The following is a 24,943-nucleotide window of genomic DNA, read 5'->3' as shown; positions in this document are numbered from 1 at the left end:
TTATGGTAGTCCAAATTATACTCTTTAGGGCACTAAAATATTTTATCGTTTCTATTTTTATTTTTTTTCTTGCTGCAAGAGTTAAGGCCGAATCAAAGAAAGATACCCTTGTAAATGTGGCATGGCGCGACACACTGAAGATTCGCAAAGCACAGATTTTTAATACGGAAGAGTCTGAAATGTTGTATTTTAGACCTAAGCCATTTCAGTTTGCGCTGAATGTTCCATCTGACATTTATACGATGGGCAAAACCGCTTTCTCGAAGAAAAACTTGCCCAAACTGGGAGTTATCCTGGCCGGATCGGCATTACTTGTTCTTGTTGATCAGCCAATTACTGATGCAGCCAAACAATTTGGACGATACATTAATCTTAATCCTGCGAGGGCATCAAAAACGTTGCTTGAATTCAATATTGGCGGTTTTCACGTAAATGCGATGGAAATTCCGGACAATGCCAACTCTGCCATTTATTATCTGGGTGAAGGTTGGGCCAGTATGCTTGTCGCTGGCGGATTGTATAGTTATGGACTTGTAGCCAGCGATTACCGCGCCCTTCAAACGACTTCTCAAATTGCTGAAGGTATATTTGCCTTGGGCTTAACCACACAATTCCTAAAACGGATAACAGGACGACAAAGCCCTTTCAGGGCAATGGAATCAGAGAATCCTGTTCCTGCTGGCGATTGGCATCCTTTTCCTAAACCAGGCAAATACCAAAAAAGTGTATCCAATTACGATGCGTTTCCTTCAGGTCATTTGGCCACCGCAATGGCTACCATTACAATTCTTGCCAGTAATTATCCCGACAACAAATACATTAAGCCAGTTGGGTACTCGCTAATGGGATTGCTTGGCTACGCTATGCTTAATAATGGAGTTCACTGGATCAGCGATTATCCGTTGGCCATTGCTATTGGATACACTTGTGGCAAGATTGTATCGTCGCGCGGCCATCAGGTGATTCCGAAAATAGGGCACGATAAAGGTGCCACCTCAGTTTTAATGCCGGCATATTTGGGAGCAGAAAGTCTTGGATTAAGTTACCGTGCCACATTTTAAAAGTATAGTCATTGGAAAAAACTCATTTGGAAAGGTTTTTCTCGTTTCCTAATGACGCTTTCCTTTTCTGATGACTAATGACTTTTTCCTACTTTATCCTTCTCCGGAAACAGAGCCGAAAGTACAACACTCAAGACTAGCGTGGCTGCAATAAAATAAAGTGAGTACGATGATTTAAAACCAATCTCGTCGAGCCAGTTGTGAGCCAGCAATTTTACCCCTACAAAAATCAGTAAGATGCTCACCCCAATATTCAGGAACCTGAATTTATCGACCATATTGGCCAACAGGAAGAACAGTGAGCGGAGCCCAATGATGGCGAAAATATTCGAAAAGAATACTACAAATGGATCGAGTGAAACAGAGAATACAGCTGGAATAGAGTCGAGAGCAAAAATCACATCAGTAAACTCAACCAGAACTACCACAAGCATTAACGGCGTAAAATATACTTTTTTGTTGTAGTTATAGGCAAACTTGTCTCCATGATATTCTTTGGAAATATTGAGGTACCTCGAAAGGAATTTCACAATGGGGGAATCATGCGGATCTTTTTCGTCACCATCCTTCTTTACCAATATTTTGATACCTTGAAACACTAGAAACCCGCCAAAAACATAGAGTATCCAGGAGAATTTATGAATGAGGGCAGCTCCGGCAAATATGAAGATAAACCTTAAAATGATGGCGCCCAGTACACCCCAAAACAAAACGGTTTTATAGTTTTTTTGCGGAACTGAAAATCCCTGAAGAACAAGCAGTATAACGAAAACATTATCGATAGAAAGCGTTTGCTCGATAAAGTAACCAGCCAGGTAACTCATTGACATATTTTCGCGATATTCAGAAACCATACCTTCAAAATCAGATGAACTGAATTTGAGCCCGGGAGCATATTTGCTGATAACCTCCGATAATTCGGCTGGTGTTTCTATACCGTGAAGCATATGCCCATAAAATTTCAGGAACGCATAAAATCCCATTGAGAGAGCGAACCAAATGCTTGACCAAATCAAGGCCTCCTTGGTGGAAACAATGTGCGAGTTTCGTCCAACCACCAACAAATCAACCATCAAAACAATGATGATCATGAATAAAAATCCACCCATTAACAATATTTCTGTAGGCATATCAATTAATTTTAGTCACTCCACCCGAAACCACAAACTTCATCACTTCCGAAGGGCTTAAGTCAATATGTATCACCGAATTTTCGGGAACCATCATCATTTCGCCATTAATGCTGTATGAAAAGGGAAAATAAACAGCAACCATGCCGTCCATTCCAAATTCGTTCAATTTTTTTTCAGTAATAAACCCAATCTTCCATAAATTGTTTTCCTTGTCCATACAAACTCTGACAGGTACGGTGAATTTTTTCTCCTTCCCAACAAATGCTGTAAATAAATCATTGATTGAACTATAGATAACATTCAATAATGGTAAGCGTTTCAGAAGCCTGCGGGTAAACCAGGTAAATGGTTTTACGATTATGGTTTGTCCGATTAGCCCGAGAAGTGTCAGTGATACAAACAATACAACAATTCCAATTCCCGGAATATCAAGCTGATAATGCTCTTTCAATGGGTCACCAATCAATCGGTCGGCATAGTTGAACATCAGATAAACACTATAAAGCGTCACTGCCAAAGGTCCCAAAAGCAATAGTCCCTGAAGAAAGTATGTAAATAGTCGTTTCATCTTTTTTTTGCGAAAGATACAACATTTACCCGTCTCCAGGAGATTTGAGTTTTCAGGCTATCCTATTAAATTGTTGATCTTTTAATAAACAATAGAGGAGTCTGAGTTGTATATGCTTTGAGAATAGGTGATAAAGCAGGTGCAATTGGCACCAATAACGAATGGACAACACATACGCAAACAAAAATGTACCTCAATGAAATTCAATGAACTTACTGAATATGAAAGCTATGTAATTGAAGGTAAAGGAACGGAAAGACCTTTTACCGGAATTTATTATCAAAACACTGACGCCGGAGCGTATTTATGCAAGAAATGCAATGCCCCACTTTATCGCTCAGCTGATAAGTTTGATGCCCATTGTGGCTGGCCAAGTTTTGACGATGAAATTGAAGGAGCAGTAAAGCGGACCACTGATGCGGATGGACGAAGGACTGAAATTACCTGTGCTCAATGTGGCGCTCATTTAGGTCACGTTTTCGTTGGTGAAGGATTTACTTCAAAAAATACTCGTCATTGTGTAAACTCAGTTTCGCTCAATTTTCTTCCTGAAACCCAGAAATAACAAACAAGCCAGTCAATTTCCTGATTGATTCAAGTAATTGAATGGCTTATACTTTTATGGGTTTACTGAAAGTAACCGTTTATTTCCTTAATCGACTTTTGCTTTAACCAATTCCAATCCGTCGATGTAATAAACCGGGACATAAGCTTCTTTACTTTCTGCAAGTTTTTGATTCATGTCTTCAAGTTTTTTTGCCTGATTAATGCTATCGTGGTTTCCACCGTCGACCGAATGCAAGGCAGGTCCATCATGACCCAAAGCATGGTCTTTATTGGCCGATTCACCGGCAGCCGCAGATTTTTCCATTTCAGCCAGATCGCTTTCGTCAAGCTGAACTTCCTGAAGTGTACCACGAACCAGGATGTCGCTTCCCATTTGTTCCTGAGTAAATGAGCCAATTCTACCAGCTTCAATCCGAACGCTGACATCTTCGGTACTTCCCATAATAAAGCAACGGGCTCCAGCCTCTTTACAAACGTGTGTTACGGTGCCTTTTACCAAAACTTCCTTTCCAACAAGGTCTTTCCCTTGAGCCTGAAGTTCATCAACGGTCAAAACCGTTAATTCAGTCGATTTTTCGTCTTTTTTCTGTTTGGTCTGATTGGTGCATGAAAAAAGCACAATCAAACTTAAAAGTACTCCTAATGTTCTTTTCATAGTATATTTATTTAGTGTGTTCAGTTTAAATAAAAGAAGATGATAACCAGAGGAATAACAATTCCAATGGAAGTGAGCCAAAGTCCCCTGCCTTTTATTCCGTATTTTCCTTTCAGCAAAAATAATCCAGAAATGGCCACAAACAAAAGGAAAGCAGCCATGGCATCCGAAATCCAGATCCACAGTCTGTCGGTTTGAGCTAAATGAATTCTGTTGATCTGAAACCAAAACGGACGTTTTTTCAATAATTCAAGTTCGGCAGTTCCTTCCAAAGGTGTATAAATCACAGTTCCTTCCTCTACAAATATCTTGATGGTGGCATCTTTCGTAATGAAATGCTTTTTGTAGACCAGTCGATTAGTGAACTTCGCAAGTAACGAGCTAATCTCAGTTTTCGAATATTCCATTTGATCGGTAGCCGGAACTGTGACACCTTCTGTAATCAGCGAGTAGTGTGGATTCCAGTCCTGCCGGTGATTCATAGCAATGCCCGAAACGGTATAAATAAATGTGATACCCACCACCAAATAACCAAAATCGCGGTGAAGCGATCGTAACGATTTCCGAATATTCATCTGTCTGTAATTCGTTCTGTAATAGCCTGAAAAACTCTCCAAAAAATCATTCCTGTGTTGGAAAAGTCTTTTCAATGGCTTGTTTCATTTTTTTTTTTGCGAGCTGCTAAAATACAGGCACGAATAACATAGATCATTATCCTGATTTTTAATGCTCTGTAGTTTTTGCTGTTTCAAAATAAAGTTAATTTAACTTAAGAAACAAGGCTTTAAATTAGTCTTTTGTACAAAACTGGATATGTGAATTCTGAAAATGAAGAGTAATTGACAAAAAACGGTAAGAAGAGAATTACACGATTTCACGATGAACAATCCGGTAAACTTCTTCAAATGTTTTGGCTTCCATTAAATCGGCACGTAGTTTGGCTGCTCCCGGAAAGTCGTTGGTGTAAATTTTATAAAACCGGTTTAGTATGTTGATATTCTTTTGGTTGCCCCAACTTTTTTCAAAAAGCTGAGTATGAAGCAGTAATTGCTGGAGTTTTTCAGTCTTCAACGGCGATGTGTACGACGGATTAAAAAACCATGGATTGTGGAAAATGCCACGACCAACCATGATGCCGTCGAGTTGGTATTTTTGGCAAAGATCTTCTCCCTGAGCTACAGACATGACATCGCCATTTCCCAGAAATTTGGTTTCCGGATTAATCTGATCTCGCATTCTTGCACCTTTTGCTATTTCATCCCAATCAGCTAATCCATCAGATTGTTGTTTTTGGGTCCTTCCGTGAAGAATGATCGCCGCCGGTTTCGTTTCCAGTAAATTGGCGATCCATGATTCGGTATCGTGAGTTCTTATTCCGGTGCGGGTCTTCACTGAAACCGGCAAATGAGTGGCTTCTTTCGTTGCCAGCACAATTTCTTTTGCCAGGTTTGGTTCATTGATCAGTGCTGAGCAACAGCCGTTTTTAACTACATTTTTTACCGGGCAACCCATATTGATGTCCAACCCGTCAAAGTTGTATTCCGAAGTAATTTCTGCGGCAATTTTATGAAATAGCTCAGGCTTTTTGCCCCAAATCTGCGCAATCAGTTTGATGTTCTTCTGATTCAGCACTTGACGTTCAGATTCGCTAACGATCAGCCGCTCTCCCACCCTGAGCTTGCCAACCGGATGATTCATTCCATCGACAGAGGTAAATTCGGTGTAGAGAATCGAAAGATATTTCGGATCGGCAAGCCGGGCAACAATTTCACGGAAAGAAGTATCCGTAACATCTTCCATGGGCGCTAAGGCAAATATGGGCTTCTGAATTTCATCCCAGAAATTTGACATATTCAATCGTTTTTTTATTCGGGGACAAAACTATTCTTTTTTCGCAAGGAGAAAGCTTTTTCGGTAATGACGGCTATTCCCAAACTTCCTCTTGTTTTTAATCCTGAAGAGTTCTTTTTCAGAAACTGAGGCATTTTTCACATCGCGACACTCTACAGAACAGCATTTTTCATATTTTTCGGCACATTCCGGACATTGAATAAACAACAAATGACACAATTCGTTGTCACAATTGGCGTGAGTATCGCATAATTTGCCACATTGGTGACAATGCGAGATGATTTGTCCGTTAACTGATTCGCCCAATCGTTCATCGAAAACAAAATTTTTACCGATAAAATTTGGTTCGAGATTCAATTGTTTGAGTTGGCGGGCATATTCCAATATTCCGCCATGCAACTGATTTACATCAGCAAATCCATGGTGTTTCAGATAAGCACTGGCCTTTTCGCAGCGAATTCCTCCAGTGCAATACAATAAAACTTTACGATCCTTCTGGTCGGCCAACATTTCTGTCACCAGATTAATTTCGTCCCTGAAAGTATCGGTTTCGGGGCAAATTGCGCCTTTAAAATGTCCTATTTCCGATTCGTAATGATTACGCATATCCACTAAAATATGCTCTCCGGATTCAACCAGATGATGAAACTCTTCTGCGCTCAGGTGTCGTCCGACATTGGTAACATCAAATGCATCATCGTCTAACCCATCAGCAACTAGCTTTGGCCGAACCTTGATTGTTAGTTTATAAAACGATTTTCCGTTGTCTTCGATGGCAAATTTCACTGGAATTTTGTCAAAGATTGGGTATTTAGATAATGTTTCAAGAAACGCCTCATAATTAGCTTCCGGAACACTCATTTGAGCATTAATTCCTTCACGGGCAATGTATATCCGGCCAAAACAATTCAAGTCGACCCAATCCTGATAAACCTGATCGCGAAATTGTTGTGGGTTATCGATGATGAAATATCGGTAGAAGGATATGGTTTTCCTGATAAACGTCTCAGATAAAAGAGCTTCTTTTAATACTTTACTATCGACAATATTATATAAACGCATGGTAATTCCTTTTGCGGCAAAGGTAAAAAAATGTCAATTAATTTAAGATTAACAGATCTTTTATTCATGGAAATCGCTTTAAAACTTCATTATAAACTAAACCCATTTCGCCGCAATGCGGAGAAATGGGTTTAGTTCTGATATAATTTCTACCATACTGTTGTCGCTAACGCGACTTTTTTAGGCGCGTAGCGCCGTTAGTATGGGTAGAAAAAACAAGAATGGAATTTACCAGAGGCGCGTAGTGCTAACACCTATTCTTAAAAGCGAATTCCCTGATATTTATGGTTAAAATCATTTTATGAAGTTGCCAGAGCGGTTTTATGCACGAATGCATTTACCAAAAATGTGCTTTTCATGTTTAACCGGCGTTATAACGTAGAGGCCGTTATGATATTATAAAACATATGAAAAAAAAATGTACGCTGAAAAACAGATATTTATGCGTGCTGTATTTCATTTAGATTTTCAACATTAATAAATTCTTAAAAATTCTTAAAAAGAGTTATGAATAACTATTATATTCGTGACGGTTTAAAAATAATGAACCTTTTCTCTTTTAACCAATATCTATTTTCCGATCGAACTAAACTAAATTTGAAAAAGGATTATCAGGCTCTGATAATCCTTTTCTATTTTATAACTGCATTTTACCGTAATTCAAAACTAAAGTTTTAAGTTTTATACTTGCGTTGAGTTCCAACTCCACTTTACTTTTGCTTGAAAAATGCATTTAAATCCAGAAAGTTAGAACCCTTCGAACTTCAAGGTCTAAAATTATTTTATAGCTGATAAACTCTCCTATTGTTGCTTCAAATTAAAAAATATCTGTTCTCTAATTTTGAACAATCTCCGGCTCATCTGTTTATATCACAGAAGCAACCCTAATACAATCAGTAAATGAGTATAAATTCAGAAAATGCAAAAACCATTGAAATGGAACTTGAATGGTTTCAACAACTGATTTTGTTAAGGGGCAAAATCAGCTTTGAACAATCTGTCACTGAAGAAGAAATCTGGAATTTACCTCTGCCATCCGTTGAAAATCAGCATTCGCCTTACGCCAGATTAATCAAAGAGCATTCAATGAATTTGGCCGAAAGGCTGGTTTTAATTCTGGCATTGATTCCTCATGTAAAACCATCGATGCTGGATTTGCTGCACATGAAAAATACACTTTACGATATACCTTTTACCGAATTTGGCGGAATTCGATACGACAAACACAAAGGTTATCTTCCAACTGGAGAAACTGCGATCTTTCTGCTTGTTGGCGCCAATCTGGAAAAAAGATTTGAGTCGTTAACCCTATTTTCCAAAGAACATTTTTTCCTGCGTAACGGAATTCTATCACTCGAGCGCTCATCGACCAACGAACCTCTTTTGTACGGAATGCTTTCTATTTCTCAGGAATATTTATCATTATTAACTGTCGGAGATGAATATAAACCTGATTTTAGCCCAGGTTTTCCTGCCAAACGAATAACCACCCCGCAGGAATGGGACGATCTCGTGGTCACTGAACAGGTGCAACTGGGACTCGAAGAGATTAAAGATTATGTGCTACATGGTAAAATACTGAAAACTGATTACCAATTTGGAAAAAAGATTAAACCAGGATTTAAAGTGCTTTTCACGGGGCCGCCAGGAACTGGGAAAACATTAACAGCGAGTCTCCTTGGAAAACATTTTAAAATGGATGTTTATCGGGTCGATCTGTCAATGGTTGTTTCGAAATTCATCGGAGAAACCGAGAAAAACTTATCTGGTGTTTTTAACATGGCAGAGTCGAAAAACTGGATTCTATTTTTTGACGAGGCAGATGCCCTTTTCGGTAAAAGGAGTAAAACAACAGATTCGCATGACCGCTATGCCAATCAGGAAGTATCTTATTTACTTCAACGTATGGAAGATTTTGACGGATTGGTTATTCTGTGTTCAAATTTTAAAAAGAATATCGACGAAGCTTTCTTCAGGCGATTTCAACTTGTGTTGGATTTTGATCTTCCGGATGCACACAACAGGCACATCTTATGGAAGAAATCGATAACCAACGAATTTAAATATGCCGAAGATGTTGATCTGGAAGTTTTAGCTGAACAACATGAACTAAGTGCAGCATCTATTATTAATGTTTTGCATTACAGTATTTTAAAATGTTTGGGAAGAAACAACCGAATTATTGAAAAAAAAGATATTCAGGCAGGTTTACGAATGGAAAAAATAAAAGAAGGGAAAAGTATCGTTTAAATTCGACTATCAGAAGACAATTCAAGTATTGTCTACTGATTTTCATTCATATAATACTCAATAATAAGATCCTTCTTTTTTTTGTTATTGTTCATATTATATTGCTCAATTTTGCTTTCTAAATTTTTGATTTTGCGATTTAACTTTTCTTTTTCATCCTCCCAATTCTCCCACATTGCTTCACCTTTTTTGAGCATAGATCTTAATTGATTGATTTCCTTTTCCTTGCTTTTTAGCTTTTCATTTAAATCGCGAACTTCTTTTTCTTTATCATCCTCCAGAAAGACCGCTCTGTTTTTATATTTCATCACCCCAAAAGACAGAATAACCACAGCAATCAATAGTAAAAAGCCCACTATGGTAATAATTGAATTTGCCTGAAAGAATATATTTGAGCAAATTACTGAGATAACAAGTTTGGGAATAATAGTTAAATCAATCATTATCAATAAGAATTAAGTTGGATTGAAGAATATTTAGAAATACAAAAGATGATAGTTTATTCTTTAAATATTTATTCAAAGATAATATAAGATATTTAGATCTTAATGTATATATTTACAAAACTTTTTATTTGAGATTGTGTTAATGATTGAATACATTCACATTTAAGTTCCATATTAACAATAGTTTATCATTGCATTCGTAAGGAAAAGGGGTTTTTCGAAATTAATTTCGATGGATTATTTTTTAAAATAATACAACTTACGATGATAAATGTTGCTTTAACCTACATTAGGGACATACTCAATGAAAACTTCAAAAATGAGTTTTCAATATCAGAAAACAAGGTTGTTCTCTCAAATATTGTAAAGGCAGATGGGTCGGTTGCCCAAAATATTGATGAAAAGATTGTCTTTTTTTTGACCAATCTTGATGAGGAATCTACCTTAAAAAACAGCATCAACAGATCTTCAAATCCAATAAGCAGTTCTTTTGCTCAAAAGAACCCAACATTACATTTAAATATGCAATTGCTCTTTTGTGCCAATTTCGATAGTTCGATGTACATTGAAGGGTTGAGTTATTTGTCTGCATTAATTCGCTTTTTCCAAATCAATAAGAGAATTGTATTTGACAATACACGCAGTTCAGGACACCATGCAAACCGGCTAAGTTTTGAATTATGTAAACTTGATTCTACGGAGTTGAGTCACCTTTGGTCGGCTATTGGAAGTAAGCTTATGCCATCAGTAGTCTACAAAGTTGGGATGTTAATATTTGATGATGCACCAATCCGTCAGATTATTCCAGCGATCAGAGCCACAAATAATCAATCTTAAATCTATCTATGCTACAAAACTACATCCACTTATTAACTTTCCAATTTAATCACATGTATTTCAACGATAAACTTTTCAAGTCGGTTGAAATTACATTTGATGCGGAAACAACCCAATTACTAAAGAACCTTGATCTTATCCTTAAGCCTTTTCCCGGAGGCTTTAATTTGCTTACCTCAAATCCCGAATTGCTAAAAACAACCATTGATGCCTATCCAATAAGGTTTTATATAAACAGCAAAGATCCTGAATACATTAACTACACTCAGCTTCCAAACTATAAAATATCCGAAAACCTACTGTATTTCAATAATCTCACAATAAATCCTTCAACAAATAATAAAAGTTTACGACTACACTCCGGAGAATTTGTTGGTGATACCGATATTGTAGCTGTATGCCAGGGACATATTAGTATTCCTGGATACGACAAAACAAAAACGTATCGATTTTCAGATGCTTTGGGAGATGCAATAGCTGATCAAAGTGTCATTCAAGCTAAACCCGATTCAGAAGTATTTAATATTTCTAATTTGCCTCAAGGACTTATACGATATAGTGACGGTTCTGCTGAATTGGGGAGAACTTATTACAACCCAGCCGCAATTTGGAAAAAGCCATTGGGCATCCTTGAAATTTTTACAAATAGCCTTTTATCTCAGTTTGTAAAAAACGGAACGGTTGAGTATGCAGTTAATTTCAACAATAGGAAGACCATCTGGAAGTATTTTTTGATTAATCCGATCTATCAAAAATTCAACAACTTAAGTATAATAAACAAGGTGAAGGAACAAGCTTTTAACGGGCCTCTAAAACAACAAGTTCATCTAAATACAGATGCTTTGGTATTTGAATCAAAAGATGAAATAGCACTTGCGGAGTTCTCTGATGATAATTTTCAGTTGGTCGAGAACTTTGATGTAGGAACCCATTCAGGTAAGATCATCCTAAAAAATCTGGTTAAGGCATCTTCTGCGCAGCTGTTCGTTGATGAGTCACCGTCAGGCAAAAAGACTTATTCTCATATTTATATATAAACAATTAACTTATTAAGATTATGGCACAGAAGTTAATGACTCCAGGAGTTTACATCGAAGAGGTAAATGCTTTCCCCGGCTCGGTTGTCGAGGTGGCAACAGCAATTCCGGCTTTTATAGGTTACACCGAAAGAGCTTCGAGAAATGGCAAAGATTTGTTGAATCAACCAGTAAGAATCACTTCTTTTCAGGAGTATTCTCTCCTTTTTGGGGGCGAATTTAATCCAATGTTTATGCTCAATACTGTTGCTGAAGGAGAAACAGCGGAACATGAAATCACCATTAACGGAACTAAAAGGGAGATTAAATACGTGACGGATCACGATGCGTATATGTTTTACGGGATAAAACTCTTTTTCAGTAATGGTGGTGGAGCTTGCTACATTGTGTCGGTTGGCACCTATGGCAAAACGGGCGATGTAGTAACTGTTTCTCAAGAGAAACTTCAAGCGGGATTAGATAGCCTGAAGAAGGAGCAGGAACCTACTATGATTGTAATTCCTGATGCAGTTAAGCTTAAAGCTGATGCCTATGATTTGTACAAGCAAGTACTTGCACATTGTGCAAATATGCAGAGCCGGGTGGCTATAATCGACGTCTTTGATGGTTATAAACCCCGGGTTCGTAGCAGTGATGCAGCAGTAGATCTTATTACATTTTTCAGAGAGAAAATAGGTTCAGAATACCTCAATTATGGAGCGGCCTATTATCCGTGGTTAAATACCAATATTGTTAAGAACGATAAAATTACCTTTGAAAATCTACATTCTACAGTCGTCTTGACTGATATTTTGCCCGAACCAAAGGTTGCGGAAGTTATAAAAGGTTATCCTGACAGCGAAAATAAATTCAGATCTGGACTTTTAAAAGATAAACCGAAGGAATTAGCCAATGCATTAAGTGCTGATAATCCTGATGGAACCACTTTTGTTGTTGGAGGTAAATTGGATACTTCGTTTGATGAGGCTGCATTTAACAGCCTCGATATTGAAAATTCAAAAGAAGTTAAAAAATTATTAGATGCATACAAGGATAACAAAAAACGCAATTTCCATTTGGGGCTGATTGCTGTTAGCCCTACCTACTCCAATTTATTGGATGAAATCCGTGCTGTAATAAATATTTTGCCTCCTTCGGCTGCTATGGCCGGCGTTTATACAATGGTTGACAATAGCCGTGGTGTATGGAAATCGCCTGCAAATATCAGTCTTAACAGTGTTGTTAAGCCTACAGCAAACATTACCCATGACGATCAGGAAGATCTGAATGTTGACGCTACTTCGGGAAAATCAATTAACGCAATTCGCACTTTCCCAGGGATAGGCACGCTGGTTTGGGGTGGAAGAACCCTTGACGGTAATAGCCTCGACTGGAAATACATTAATGTCAGAAGAACCATGATCATGTTGGAGCAGTCGATAAAAATGGCTCTGCGGTCGTATGTTTTTGAACCCAATGATGCCAATACGTGGGTGTCGGTTCGAAGCATGATTATTAATTTTCTTACTGAAAAGTGGAAACAAGGCGCCTTGGCAGGAGCCTCGCCTGATGATGCATTTGATGTTCAGGTAGGACTTGGGGCAACCATGACGGGATTAGACATTCTGGAAGGTAAAATGCTGGTTTCAGTAAAACTTGCTATCGTCAGACCTGCGGAATTCATTGTTGTGACATTCGAACAACAAATGCAAAAATCATAAGTAAAAATTTAATCATAAACCTTATAAAAATTAAACATCATGGCAGGAGAAGCACAAGACAAAAACTGGCCACTACCAAAATTTTATTTTATGGTTGATTGGGGTAGCACAACCAATATCCCATTTCAGGAAGTTAGTGGATTAAACATTGAAGCACAGCCCATACCTTATCGACATGGTAACAGCCCGGTATTTTCGGAAATCAATATGCCCGGTATTGTAAAAAACAGTAATGTAACCATGAAAAAGGGCGTTTTCGCCAATGACAACAGCTTTTGGGACTGGTATAACAAGATCAAAATGAATACCATCGAACGCCAGAATGTGGTTATTAAACTGATGGACGAAGGCGGTAATCCTACGATGACCTGGACGCTGTTAAATGCCTGGCCAACAAAAATCAGTTCTACAGATCTGAAATCAAACGCCAATGAAGTTGCAGTTGAAAGTATCGAAATTATGCACGAAGGATTAACCATCGCAAACGGCTAATAATTATGGGAAATAATAGTTTTTTCAAACCCGATTATGCTCCGCCAACGTCCTTTTACTTTTCAGTAAAATTTAACGGCTTAGACGATATGGACAGTAGTTTTCAGGAGGTATCAGGTTTGAAAGTAACTATTGGAACGGTTGAGAAAAAGGAAGGCGGTGACAATAATTTTGTTCATCACCTCCCTACTCCACCGAAGTACGATAACCTTGTTCTAAAACGATGCTTATTGGTTAGCTCAAGTTTGGACAAATGGTGCCGCGATGCCATTGAGAATTTCAGGTTTGATCCAAAAGATATCAAAGTCGCGCTACTGGGTGCAAACGGAGAAATACTTGATTCGTGGACAATTATTAGTGCATTCCCGATTTCATGGGAGTTATCGACACTCAACAGTACCAGCAACCAATTGGCCATCGAGACACTCACTTTAAAATACAGGCTTTTCAGGAAAGATTAACCCATGACATTAATTGTAAAGGAACTTATTGTAAGAGGAATTGTAACCAGCGACTCGGCGCAAATCAATGATTCGGCGTTGGGAAAGGAAGAACTGCTTCAATATCTGGAACAGATTAAAAAGGATATTGAACGTGACTGTGTTGAAAAGGTATTGCAAAAACTTGAAAATAAAACAATCAGATAACCAACTATGGGCGAATTAACAAAAATGAAAATTGTTGCATTCAAAGATCCTGATTACACGAGCCGGGTTGGGGAATACGACGTTTTGGTTAATCCAGAAAATTATAAACTGAAGAACGAGCAGCAGTATTCTACTTCAGATACAACCAATGGTTCGAGTGTTCAGACCGCCAAGTATAAAGGAGGTGGTTCCGGATTGTTTGAAATCGTATTCTTTTTTGATGGCACCGGAATTATCTCGAAGAATAAAGTTGATGATCAGATTAAAGAGGTAAAAGAACTGATTTATCAATACAATGGTGATATTCATGAACCTAATTTTCTGAGAGTTTACTGGGGCACCCAATCCTTATTTCATGGAAGGTTGAAATCCTGGAATGTCAACTATACCATGCTTGATATGGATGGTTCGCCATTGAGAGCTGAAGCTACCGCGGTATTAATTGCATCGGAAAGCGCCAAAAAGAAGGCATTGGAAGAAAAGAAGAATTCATCAGATTTGACTCATGTACGAACCGTTTTTGATGGGGACAATCTTCCGCTGATGTGTCAGCGAATATATGGCGACAGCAGCTATTATCTAAAAGTAGCCCAAGTCAATGATTTAACCAATTTCAGGGCAATTAAGCCAGGCGATAAAATCTTTTTTCCACCAGTAATTTAAAAATATGCCAACGGTATTTAAAGAATCAGATGGGGTATTAAGCTTTGATATACTTATCAATGGCGCCAGAATTAAAGATACGGTTGAGATTATTGAAATCTCCATTCAGATGGAGTTGAACAAAATTACCGCCGCATCCCTTGTTATTTCTGATGGTGGGGTTATTGGGTTGGTAAACGAACCCTATATAAACAGTGAAGGAAATGACTTTATTCCAGGGAATAAAATAAAAATATCGTTGGGATATGATAGCATAAACAAACCGGCTTTTGAAGGGATAATCGTTTCGCAAGGATTATCAATTAAAAATGGCCGATCGCAACTCGTTGTTATCTGCAAGGATGAAGCTGTAAAAATGACAAAAGGGCGATTTAATGCCATCTTTCAAAATGAAAAAGATTCGGATGCCATACAAGCCATTGCCGGCAAGTATGGTCTGTCGGTAACCGTTGATGCCACAACAACAGTACTTCCTGTAATTATGCAATACAATTGCAGCGATTGGGACTTTACCGTTATCAGGGCCGAAATGAATAACATGTGTGTGCTGACTGACAAAAACTCACTGATTATTAAGAAAATTGATTTTAGTCAATCCCCAAAATATAAACTAATTGCGTCTCAATCGATTATTGATATTGATTTGACAATTGATAGTGAAAAAATTGCCGGAACTTACCAATTCACAGCTTGGGATATTAAACAGCAAAAAGAAAGTTCTTTAGATGTGAGCCAAACCAATAATCTGTCGCTTGGAAACCTCACAGCTCAAAAATTATCCGAAGCTGTTGATAATGGAAATTCCAGTTTTTATTCGTCAGCTTCAATCTCCGAAAGCGAATTAAAAACATGGGGCGAAACTCTTTCAACTAAAGCCGAACTTAGTAAAATACAGGGAAGAGTTACCATTCAGGGAGTAGCAGACCTACTTGCCGGAGATGTGGTTGAAATTTCAGGTTTTAGCGCAAGATATAATGGTAACGCATTCATCACAAAAGTGAGTCATTCCTTACAGGATGGCAATTGGCTCACAACACTTTCCGTCGGAAAATCAGTACAGTTGCATGCTGCTTTGCCTGATATTGAAGAAATAAGGGCATCTGGCATTATCCCAGCCTCAGGCGGAACGCAAATAGCTACCGTAAAAAAAATTGAAGAAGATCCGGACGGAGAATATCGCGTACTGGTAAAACTACCTGCTTTTGCCGGAACAGGACAGGATGACGGTATTTGGGCCAGATTGGCTTTCCCTTATGCATCATCCAATGCCGGCTTTTTTTTCTTTCCTGAAGTGGGCGATGAAGTATTGCTGAATTTCATCAATAACGACCCACGGTTTGCCATTATAACCGGCTCGTTGTACAGTTCCAAAAACACACCGAAGGAAATACCAGACAACAAAAATCAGTTTAAATCCATTTTTTCAAAGTCGGGAATAAAAATCAGGTTTGATGACGAGGATAAAATCCTGAATATCGAAACTCCGGGAGGGAATTCGTTCACTCTGGACGACAAGGATAAAAAAATAAACATCAAAGACATTTCAGGCAACTCAGTTATCATGGACGATTCGGGAATAACCATGGATAGTCCCAAAGACATTAAGCTAACTGCAAAAGGCGACATCACTATTTCGGCAACAGGAGGCCTTTATTTGTCAGCTAATTCAGATGTAAAAGCTGATGGATTAAATGTTCAGCTAAGCGCCAAAACAGGTTTTACGGCTAAGGGAAATGCAACAGCTGAGGTTTCGGCTTCAGGACAAACAACCATTAAAGGTGGTATAGTAATGATTAATTAAACAGATAAACTATGGGATTCGCAGCCAGATTAACCGATATGCACACTTGTCCGATGCAAACGCCCGGACTACCACCTATTCCACATGTAGGCGGACCAATAATAGGCCCCGGAGCTCCCACCGTTTTGATTGGTAGTCTTCCGGCAGCAGTTGTTGGCGATAACCTTGTTTGTGTGGGGCCACCTGATTCAATCGTTAAAGGATCGGCCACTGTATTGATTGCCGGTAAACCGGCTGCCCGAATGGGCGACAGTACAGCTCATGGAGGTAGCATCATATTGGGATGTCCAACCGTAATTATAGGAGGTTAAAGCGATGAACGAAAAAGATGATTCCTTTTTAGGCAGAGGTTGGGCATTTCCTCCCGCTTTCAATTTCGAACTGGGAACTGTTGAAACAGTTGCTGCCGAAGAAGATATACGGCAAAGCATCCGAATAATCATTGAGACCATACCCGGAGAACGCATCATGTTTACGACATTCGGTTGTGGTATCCGGAAGTACGTTTTCGAATCGAATGATCCGACCCACATGAGTATGCTGAAAGACGCGATTTATGATGCCTTGCTGTATAACGAACCCAGAATAAAGCTCGAAAAAATTGAGATTCGTAATAGCAACCAGATTAATGTTGATTTATCAGCTGACAACCAGATAGATGGCAAGATATTTATTCATATTTATTATAAAATAATCACTACGAATACGAGGAGTAACATGGTTTACCCCTTTTATGTCAACGAGGGAACAAATTTATAAAAGGCTGAACTTTTTTAATTGACCGGAATGAATAAAGGAACTAGTCAGGAGTTAAGGAAAAATAAAGCACTTGATGCGGCTTATATCGCTATCGACGAGAGAACGATGTTGGATATGGTGCAATTTACTTTGAAATTTTCCGAGACCCTTATTTTTCACAATGCAGACAAACAACCCATTGAAAACTGGAAATCATTTTTATTGAATGATCCGGCATTCGTTTATGCCATGATTGCCAATGTTAAACTTGATAAATTTAATATAAGTTCAGGCAAGAAATCAGGTAATGAAAGCGAATTAAATGATCCGGAACTTATAAGCAAAGAAATTCAATCCATTTATAGTAAAATATTTGAATGGTCGGAACTCTTAAAACGAGCAAACGATCGGGGAACTTTAATTCAAGAGATTGACACGCTGATCGAATCTGTCAATGCCAACAACTATGAATATCCGGAATTTCAATCAACTTATGAAGCCTATGAAAATGCTTATGGAAATATGGTTTTTATCAAAGAAAAAGCCGCCAGAAGGTTCGAAAAAGAAATTGCTAATTCAAATCACCTTCCGCACAATGGTTTATTCTTTGCTTATTTAAATCTGTACAAAAACGTTCAGCACGACATCAATTTACTAACCCAAAAACACCTCGATTTTTATTATCTCGACTTGCTTCAGAAAACGAGAAAAAAGCAAGAGCCGCATACTGCGCTTATTGCACTTCAGTTGCAACCGGGAACCGATGAATTATTAATTAATGAAGGCGATAAAGTAAATTTTATTTTTGAAGACAAACGGCAATATGTCTTTGAATCCACGTCGACAACTGTCATTAACAGGGCTGAAATTTCTGAACTCCGAACGATCTACCGAAGTGATTATTTGCCGTTCAACAACAGGTTTGAAGATGACGATTTTTCGATTAACATCCTTTACGAAGAAGATATTTTAAAAGCAAAAAAGAACTGGGAAAATATCGATAAAAAAGAATTATCTGAGTTTCCGGCAACGCTTGGTGAAGAACGAACCCATCTCATGTCGTCCGACCGTAACTTAACATTTTGTAATCTAGGAATCGTAGTAACCACACCTACTTTGATTCTTGAAAATGGGAACCAGAAAATCAGTTTAATTTTCAAGATCGGTTCAAATTCGTACAAGACTGCTGAAAAAATGTTTGACGGACTTGTAGATCAGGAAATCAAAGAAGCTTCAACAGATAAGCAAAGAGAACATCTATTGGCAAACAAAGGAAGTCTGAAACATCGAATTGTCTCGAACTTTTTTTCCGAAGCCTTTCAGATTTTTATTACCGACAAAAACGGATGGACAGTAGTTGATTTTTGCAAAACCAAAATCAATCACACCGACTCAACACTAACCTTCGATTTTGAGTTAAACGAACAAAATGACAAAATGATTTCGTTCGATCCAAAGATTCATGAAGGAGGATTCGTGTCGGAATGGCCTTGTGTCAAAATACTTTTTAACAACGAGGCTCAGTATCATGCCTATAAGTTTCTGAAAACCATCGAGCTTGAAAACATCAAAATCGAGGCAACCGTTTCGGATGTAACAAACCTGATTTTTTCTAACTCAATCGGAAATCTCGACAATACCATTCCATTTACTCCGTTTGGCCCCACACCCATTGTAGGAAGCTATTTACGAATTCAGAATCCACTCATACTGCAAAGAAGCCTGACTAAACTTGAATTACACATTTGCTGGATAGGCTTGCCACAACTCCAATATGGTTTTGCTGAATACTATCGCGAATACCCCGGTGAGATTGACAATCCTTCATTTAAAGCTGTAATAACGTCAGTCCGAAACAATATAAATACCACTGGCGCGCAGGCACACCGGGAAATCGAACTGTTCGACACCAACAAAGATTACCTCTCGAACGAAAAGGAGATTATTATTAATCCTCAGGACATTAGCTTCAATAATAAAATTACCCATGACGCCACAATTGACGAGAATTCCGGTTCTTTATTTATTGTTCTGACCAGTCCTGAAATGGCATTTGGTCACCAGCTGTTTGCCGAAATTTATGCCGATGCTGCCATCAAAAGCAGTAAATTCAGGAAAAGAGATGTTGCGCTGCCCAAACAACCATACACTCCCATTATAGAGCATCTCAAAGTAAATTATACCACAGCTGCGAGAGAAGTCATGCTAAGGAAACAGGATATTGAAGACTGTGATGTTAAATTGATTCACATTTATCCCTTCGGACATGTTCAGGTTTTCCCCGGACCAAAAAAATCGCGAAGTTTTCTTTTTCCGCAACTCGATCAAAAAGGGAATTTATACATCGGATTAACTCAGGTAAGATCAACGGACATCGTGAGCATTGGATTCGAATTGGTACCAGCGGTGTACATTCATACGGTGATAAATACTCCAACTATTGAGTGGCAGTATATGGCGAACAATGAATGGGAACCGATTGGTGATTTACTACTCGAAGACACAACAAACGGACTCATCCGATCGGGAGTGGTAAAAATCAGAATGCCCAAAACCATTCAGTACGACAATACCCGCTTGCCTTTGGGAAAATTCTGGATAAGAGCGACCTACGATGGAATACAAGATCTGAATTCGAAAATAAAAAATGTTTTTACACAAGCAGTTGCATTAATTTCAACCGATGCAGTTTCCAATGATATTCCTGATCGTCCCGGAGAGATTAAAATAAAGAAGATCTATTTTGAAAGTAAAAAAGGCATCGATCAAATCAACGGACCATTTGCGTTGGAAATAAAAGAATCTGACGAAAATAAAGATTCATTTTATCATGAGATCAGTGATCAACTCAGGCACAAAAACCTGGGGTCGAGCAATTGGGATATTGAAAGGCTTGTTCTCGACAGGTTTAAACAGATTGAAAAAATAAGGGTATATGGTAAAAGTAACCGACCAAATGAACTGGTAAAAGGCAGTAGTGTACAGATCGTTCTGATTCCAAAAAATAGCCTGGTGAATGGTACCAGAAAACGCAGTTTGAATGTTGATATCAATACACTTCTTGAAGTGAAAGAATACGTTTCTCAATTTGTTTCGCCGTTCGTAAAAGTTGAAGTCTCAAATCCGGTTTATGAAGAGTTAAAGGTAAGATGCAAGGTTAAATTCAACGATATCCAAAGAGGCGGATACTTGCGAAATATGCTCAACAGCGAATTAGTCAGTTATTTATCTCCGGATATTGAACACATTGATGTTGAAAAGGGATTTGATGAAGCCATCTCGAAAACTGAAATCCTGAATTTTATCGAAAGCAGGCCCTACGTCGATTTTGTGACTGAATTTTCTGTATTACAGCTGGTTGATGTGCAGAAAAACTATAAAATAATAGATACCGCAAGAATAACCGACATAGAAGATCTCAGAACTATTTCGGCCTATGCCATTTTAACGTCAGCACCAGAGCATCAGATTGAAATCGTATCCGAAGAAAAGTCAGCAAAACCCAATCCTTCCGGAGTAGGTGACCTAACGTTGGAATCAGATTTTGTAATTAGTGACAATGAAGGAAATTACATTTAATACAACGTAATGAAAAATCAAAGAAACATTACAGATAGAAAACAACTTAAAACCTTCTTTAAGAAAGGTAGTCTGCCGGATGAAAGCGCTTTTGAAAAGCTTATAGATTCCACGTTTAACAAAGCTGATGACAAACTTGATATCAATGAGGACGGGCTAATGGTTTATCCGTCGGATGACGAGGAAAGACTTTTAAGTTTTTTTGAGGACAAAGATGATTCGACTGCAAAATGGGTCATGTACATTTCAAAAAAGACCGACGGAGGAATTTATTTCAGCCAGCTCAGCGATTTGGATCAGAATGACAATAAATCAAAAAAAAGTGCACCACAGCCAGCTCTCTTTCTCAGAAAAGATGGGAACGTTGGGATTGGTACAAATAATCCTACGCAAAAACTTGATGTCAAGGGAATAATCAAGTCAGCCGGACGCGCCGGAAGTTACCTGGAAGGATTCTTGCCTGCAGATGGTGAATGGCATAATGTTTTTGAACCGGAAGCATTAAGTGGCTGCAATGCTTATGAAATAATGGCCTATGCTGAAGGATTAAAAAACGAAGGAAAATATTCGCTCATGCATGCCATTGCAGTGTGCACTTATGGAAATTCAAAATCCAAAATCACGAAGACGTGCGCTCATCATGGCCTTTGGTGGAACAAAATCGATATTCGGTGGGAATCAAAACCATCAAGAATTGAAAAGCAAAAAAAAGAAGAGGAAAAGAAAATATTCGCCTTTGCCAAATGGTGGAAACAATTCAAAAGCATTTGGGAAGCCAAAGATACTTTGCACTATAATCTACAGCTCAGAACCAAAAGCGATTATGGCAGAAAGGATAATAAGAAGAATGGTAAGCCACAAATGATAAACTATAAGATTTCGGTTTTATGGGATAAAAGTTTCAATTAAAATCGACCCGATAAAGGATTAATGATGAAAGAATCTGTTCGTATTTCCGGAGAGAAAATTGAAAATATTAGTTTAAATTTTACCGATCTGCGTGAAAAAGGATTGGAGTACATCCAAAAATTTAGTGGTGATTTTTGGACCGACTACAATCTTCATGATCCGGGTGTAACCATACTGGATCAATTGTGCTATGCGCTGACAGATCTCGGTTACCGGACATCATTGCCCATTAAAGACCTGTTAACTCAGGAAGAAGGAAAAGCTATTGATGCCTTGAAGAATGCATTTTTTGCACCCTCGGCCATTTTAAGTTCACATCCCATCTCCATAAAGGACACCCGAAAGCTGATTCTCGATCAGTTCGAGGAAATCCAGAATGTTTGGATTTCAAAGAAAGAAAGCATTGGTTTTGAAGAACAGGTAAATGGCCTGTATTCGGTAGAGATTTTGCCCAAACTGAATTTTCATAAATCACTTACAAAAGATACCGAATCGAGGAGAACTTATGAAAACCATGTTGCAGATTTTCTAAAACAAAACCGAAATATTGGAGAAACTTACGAAAAAATATGTCTGTTAAATCCACAGCCAATTCATATTCATTTGGGCATATATCTTACTGATCAGGTCGATGTGGAGAAGACAATTGCAAATATTTTTCTGAAGTTGTTTGAGTTCATTTATTCACCAGTGTTGTATAGTAGTTTTAACGAGATGGTTGAAGCTGGATACAGTATTACCGAGATTTTTTGGGGACCACGCCTGCAAAACGGATTTATAAAAAGCAACAATCTGAATGATCGGGTAAAAGAGATTGACGTAGAGGAACTGCAACGATTTATCTCTAAAGTGAACGGTGTTTCCAAATGCAATGTTGAACAGATCAAAAGCGGCAGCCGGACTTACACCAAATCCATAACGGTTGAAGCTGGTCACTTTTTCAATTTGCTTAATGATGAGGAGGCCAAAATGCCAGACGACCGGCTGGAAGCAATTTATTCGAATCTGAAGATATTTGTGAATAATAAAATTCTTCCTTCATTCAACAAGCAAAAGGTAAACACGCTTTTTTTTGAACTCTGGTCGAAAAAATACCGAAAATATCCGATGTCAGGCTCAAAAAATGAAAATTTTGACAAGGCATTGACTGGCATTTACCGAAATCCAACCGATTATTACTCCATTCAACATCATTTTCCATTAATCTACGGAATTGGTAAAGAGGGATTGTCAAGACATGAGCCGGAAGACAGAAAAGCCAAAGCGCTTCAGCTTAAAGCTTACCTGATGCTTTTTGAGCAACACTTAGCCAATCACTTAGCTCAACTCGGAAATTTAAACGAGCTTTTCAATATCGATTTCGAGCATGGAGAACGGAAAACTTATTTTTCTCAATCGTTGAATTCAGTTCCAGAAATTGAGAATCTCATAAGGATAGATTCGCCAAATATGAATACCTATCTGGAGCAGGAAAGAACATTCTTCGACAGGAAAAATCGAATATTCAACCATTTATTGGCCCGATTTGGCGAAGATTTAAATGACACACCGTGGAAAGTGGCATTACGTTTAAACCTGTTAAAAGACGAAAATAAATTCAACAGGGAATTGTTGCTTCAAAAATCAAAATTTTTACAAAAACTGACTGAACTAAGTTACAACCGCATAAAAGGTGAGTCGCTTAAGCAAATGGAGTTACCCAATACTAAAACCAGGATTGTAAGGAACGCATCAGGAATCGAGCAATTGATAACTGCAAAAACTGGTATTTCGGAGCAAGGCGATCGTTCTCTAATTTCAAAATTCCTAATTTCAAAGTCACAACATCGAGATTTTGACGAGAAGAAACAAAGAAGCCGACAACGATTTGCTGAGAAATTCAGAGAACTAACGTCTGATGAGATCAATAAAAATGATCGTCAAACGGATAAGTCCGATCTTCCGGAGGCATCGTTTGGTAAAATCGGAATAAAAGCCTTATTCAAAGAGACTCTTGATTATCGGAATTACAGGATTTCTCATGATCATTCTACTTCACAAAAGACTCAGGTTATCTTTCAAAAAGAACCCGATTTGTGGGTCTGTTTGTTTGAGTGCGATACCGAAGCAATTGCAATTCAAAATATTTTCGAAATTGTAAACTACTTTATCAAACAAAATCAACAATCTGAAGGATTTTATCTTGTTGACCACATTTTGTTGCTTGATCTTTTGCACGACAGTGAGTATGGATTCTGTTTTCAGGACGAATTTGAAACACCTATTTTTCGTACCCTCGAAGACGAATCGTGGAGCAAGTCGGAAGTGGACAGAACCAAAAACCTGATCGATTTTTTCGCACAGGTTAACGTTCAAACCGACTACTCTCCTACTTCCGATAAATGGGAGATAAAATCAAAGGATGGACGTATTCTTGCCTCCAGCGATCCTTTAAGCCGAAATCCGAATCCCGAATTGCATGATCCCAAAGATCACCTCCTTCAGGCAAAACGCATTAGCCGTTTTTTTGATTGGTCGATTGCTCGCGATGGCCAGCTAATCCTTAAAGAAGTTGAAAAGATACGGTTAATGGGAAGTCATGCCATTCTCAAGGATAAACACTTTGGTCAACGAAGGCTGGTATTTCAGCGAAAACTTTCGAATGGATACATTGTAAATGAAGATTTTTTCGACCTGAAAATATCCGTCATTTTACCTGACTGGCCCGCACGGTTTCAGGACGAACGATTCCAGGATTATCTGATTGACTTAATTCAGGAAAGGCTTCCGGCACATATCGGCAACGAAATTCATTGGGTTGATGCTCTCTGGTTAAACCGATTTGAAAGAAAATACAAAACATGGCAAGAGCAAAAATCAAAATTGAAAAATTCGGAGACTCCATCATCAGATTTAAAAATAGCTGCTCTGAAAGTCTATAAATTGATTACTGAACTTAAAAAGTAAA

Annotated in this window: 23 protein-coding genes; 16 read left to right on the top strand and 7 right to left on the bottom strand. The window is 38.2% G+C overall.

Features of this window, described 5'->3' with window-relative positions:
* Positions 1-2 precede the first annotated feature (2 nt).
* Complete coding sequence (locus AQPE_RS23070) at positions 3-1,061, top strand: phosphatase PAP2 family protein (RefSeq protein WP_318348833.1); 1,059 nt, start codon at positions 3-5, stop codon at positions 1,059-1,061.
* A 74-nt stretch (positions 1,062-1,135) separates the two neighbouring features.
* Here the strand turns inward: AQPE_RS23070 and AQPE_RS23065 are convergent, their stop codons facing one another.
* Both AQPE_RS23065 and AQPE_RS23060 read right to left on the bottom strand, forming a co-directional pair.
* Entirely contained in the window at positions 1,136-2,191 is a 1,056-nt protein-coding gene (locus AQPE_RS23065) for a TerC/Alx family metal homeostasis membrane protein (RefSeq protein WP_318348832.1), read from the bottom strand.
* A 1-nt stretch (position 2,192) separates the two neighbouring features.
* Entirely contained in the window at positions 2,193-2,762 is a 570-nt protein-coding gene (locus tag AQPE_RS23060; protein WP_318348831.1) for a DUF502 domain-containing protein, read from the bottom strand.
* A 196-nt stretch (positions 2,763-2,958) separates the two neighbouring features.
* Here AQPE_RS23060 and AQPE_RS23055 point away from each other — a divergent pair, with 196 nt between their 5' ends.
* The gene (locus AQPE_RS23055; RefSeq protein ID WP_318348830.1) at positions 2,959-3,327 is read left to right on the top strand and encodes a methionine-R-sulfoxide reductase; all 369 of its coding nucleotides are present in this window, start codon (positions 2,959-2,961) and stop codon (positions 3,325-3,327) included.
* Between the two features lie 87 nt (positions 3,328-3,414).
* Here the strand turns inward: AQPE_RS23055 and AQPE_RS23050 are convergent, their stop codons facing one another.
* From AQPE_RS23050 to trhO, 4 genes are all read right to left on the bottom strand, one after another.
* Positions 3,415-3,984, bottom strand: coding sequence for a hypothetical protein (locus AQPE_RS23050; RefSeq protein ID WP_318348829.1), 570 nt, complete (start codon positions 3,982-3,984; stop codon positions 3,415-3,417).
* A 20-nt stretch (positions 3,985-4,004) separates the two neighbouring features.
* Complete coding sequence (locus AQPE_RS23045; RefSeq protein WP_318348828.1) at positions 4,005-4,559, bottom strand: PepSY-associated TM helix domain-containing protein; 555 nt, start codon at positions 4,557-4,559, stop codon at positions 4,005-4,007.
* Positions 4,560-4,848: 289 nt separating this feature from the next.
* On the bottom strand, positions 4,849-5,835 hold the full coding sequence (locus AQPE_RS23040; RefSeq protein ID WP_318348827.1) for a tRNA dihydrouridine synthase: 987 nt from the start codon (positions 5,833-5,835) through the stop codon (positions 4,849-4,851).
* Positions 5,836-5,865: 30 nt separating this feature from the next.
* The gene (gene trhO / locus AQPE_RS23035) at positions 5,866-6,897 is read right to left on the bottom strand and encodes an oxygen-dependent tRNA uridine(34) hydroxylase TrhO (protein WP_318348826.1); all 1,032 of its coding nucleotides are present in this window, start codon (positions 6,895-6,897) and stop codon (positions 5,866-5,868) included.
* Positions 6,898-7,797: 900 nt separating this feature from the next.
* On the opposite strand from trhO, the gene AQPE_RS23030 reads away from it, so the two are divergent.
* A complete protein-coding gene (locus AQPE_RS23030) occupies positions 7,798-9,147 on the top strand; it encodes an ATP-binding protein (protein ID WP_318348825.1) in 1,350 nt (449 codons plus the stop codon).
* Between the two features lie 32 nt (positions 9,148-9,179).
* Here the strand turns inward: AQPE_RS23030 and AQPE_RS23025 are convergent, their stop codons facing one another.
* Positions 9,180-9,590, bottom strand: coding sequence for a hypothetical protein (locus AQPE_RS23025; RefSeq protein ID WP_318348824.1), 411 nt, complete (start codon positions 9,588-9,590; stop codon positions 9,180-9,182).
* A 267-nt stretch (positions 9,591-9,857) separates the two neighbouring features.
* On the opposite strand from AQPE_RS23025, the gene AQPE_RS23020 reads away from it, so the two are divergent.
* The 13 genes from AQPE_RS23020 (at position 9,858) to AQPE_RS22960 (ending at position 24,942) form a co-directional block, all read left to right on the top strand.
* Positions 9,858-10,430 (top strand): DUF4255 domain-containing protein, encoded by a 573-nt coding sequence (locus AQPE_RS23020; protein ID WP_318348823.1) that lies wholly within the window; start codon positions 9,858-9,860, stop codon positions 10,428-10,430.
* A gap of 188 nt (positions 10,431-10,618) precedes the next feature.
* The gene (locus AQPE_RS23015) at positions 10,619-11,467 is read left to right on the top strand and encodes a hypothetical protein (protein ID WP_318348822.1); all 849 of its coding nucleotides are present in this window, start codon (positions 10,619-10,621) and stop codon (positions 11,465-11,467) included.
* A gap of 20 nt (positions 11,468-11,487) precedes the next feature.
* Positions 11,488-13,167, top strand: a complete 1,680-nt coding sequence (locus AQPE_RS23010; RefSeq protein WP_318348821.1) for a phage tail sheath family protein — start codon at positions 11,488-11,490, stop codon at positions 13,165-13,167.
* A 39-nt stretch (positions 13,168-13,206) separates the two neighbouring features.
* The gene (locus tag AQPE_RS23005) at positions 13,207-13,659 is read left to right on the top strand and encodes a phage tail protein (RefSeq protein WP_318348820.1); all 453 of its coding nucleotides are present in this window, start codon (positions 13,207-13,209) and stop codon (positions 13,657-13,659) included.
* A gap of 5 nt (positions 13,660-13,664) precedes the next feature.
* Positions 13,665-14,120 carry a phage tail protein gene (locus tag AQPE_RS23000; protein ID WP_318348819.1) on the top strand — a complete coding sequence of 152 codons (456 nt, stop codon included), beginning with the start codon at positions 13,665-13,667 and terminating at the stop codon, positions 14,118-14,120.
* Positions 14,121-14,123: 3 nt separating this feature from the next.
* On the top strand, positions 14,124-14,306 hold the full coding sequence (locus AQPE_RS22995; RefSeq protein ID WP_318348818.1) for a DUF5908 family protein: 183 nt from the start codon (positions 14,124-14,126) through the stop codon (positions 14,304-14,306).
* Positions 14,307-14,312: 6 nt separating this feature from the next.
* Positions 14,313-14,969, top strand: coding sequence for a CIS tube protein (locus AQPE_RS22990; protein WP_318348817.1), 657 nt, complete (start codon positions 14,313-14,315; stop codon positions 14,967-14,969).
* Between the two features lie 4 nt (positions 14,970-14,973).
* Positions 14,974-16,770, top strand: a complete 1,797-nt coding sequence (gene vgrG, locus AQPE_RS22985) for a type VI secretion system tip protein VgrG (RefSeq protein ID WP_318348816.1) — start codon at positions 14,974-14,976, stop codon at positions 16,768-16,770.
* An 11-nt stretch (positions 16,771-16,781) separates the two neighbouring features.
* Positions 16,782-17,081, top strand: a complete 300-nt coding sequence (locus AQPE_RS22980) for a PAAR domain-containing protein (protein ID WP_318348815.1) — start codon at positions 16,782-16,784, stop codon at positions 17,079-17,081.
* Positions 17,082-17,085: 4 nt separating this feature from the next.
* On the top strand, positions 17,086-17,529 hold the full coding sequence (locus AQPE_RS22975; protein ID WP_318348814.1) for a GPW/gp25 family protein: 444 nt from the start codon (positions 17,086-17,088) through the stop codon (positions 17,527-17,529).
* 27 nt (positions 17,530-17,556) lie between these two features.
* Complete coding sequence (locus tag AQPE_RS22970) at positions 17,557-21,087, top strand: hypothetical protein (RefSeq protein ID WP_318348813.1); 3,531 nt, start codon at positions 17,557-17,559, stop codon at positions 21,085-21,087.
* Between the two features lie 9 nt (positions 21,088-21,096).
* Positions 21,097-21,996, top strand: coding sequence for a hypothetical protein (locus tag AQPE_RS22965; protein ID WP_318348812.1), 900 nt, complete (start codon positions 21,097-21,099; stop codon positions 21,994-21,996).
* A 21-nt stretch (positions 21,997-22,017) separates the two neighbouring features.
* Positions 22,018-24,942, top strand: a complete 2,925-nt coding sequence (locus AQPE_RS22960) for a hypothetical protein (RefSeq protein ID WP_318348811.1) — start codon at positions 22,018-22,020, stop codon at positions 24,940-24,942.
* Position 24,943: the final 1 nt, after the last annotated feature.

This window comes from Aquipluma nitroreducens (assembly GCF_009689585.1).
In the GTDB taxonomy this organism is placed as follows: Bacteria; Bacteroidota; Bacteroidia; order Bacteroidales; family Prolixibacteraceae; genus Aquipluma; species Aquipluma nitroreducens.
The sequence above is the reverse complement of the archived record's forward strand: the minus strand, read 5'-3'. Positions and strand labels throughout refer to the sequence as shown.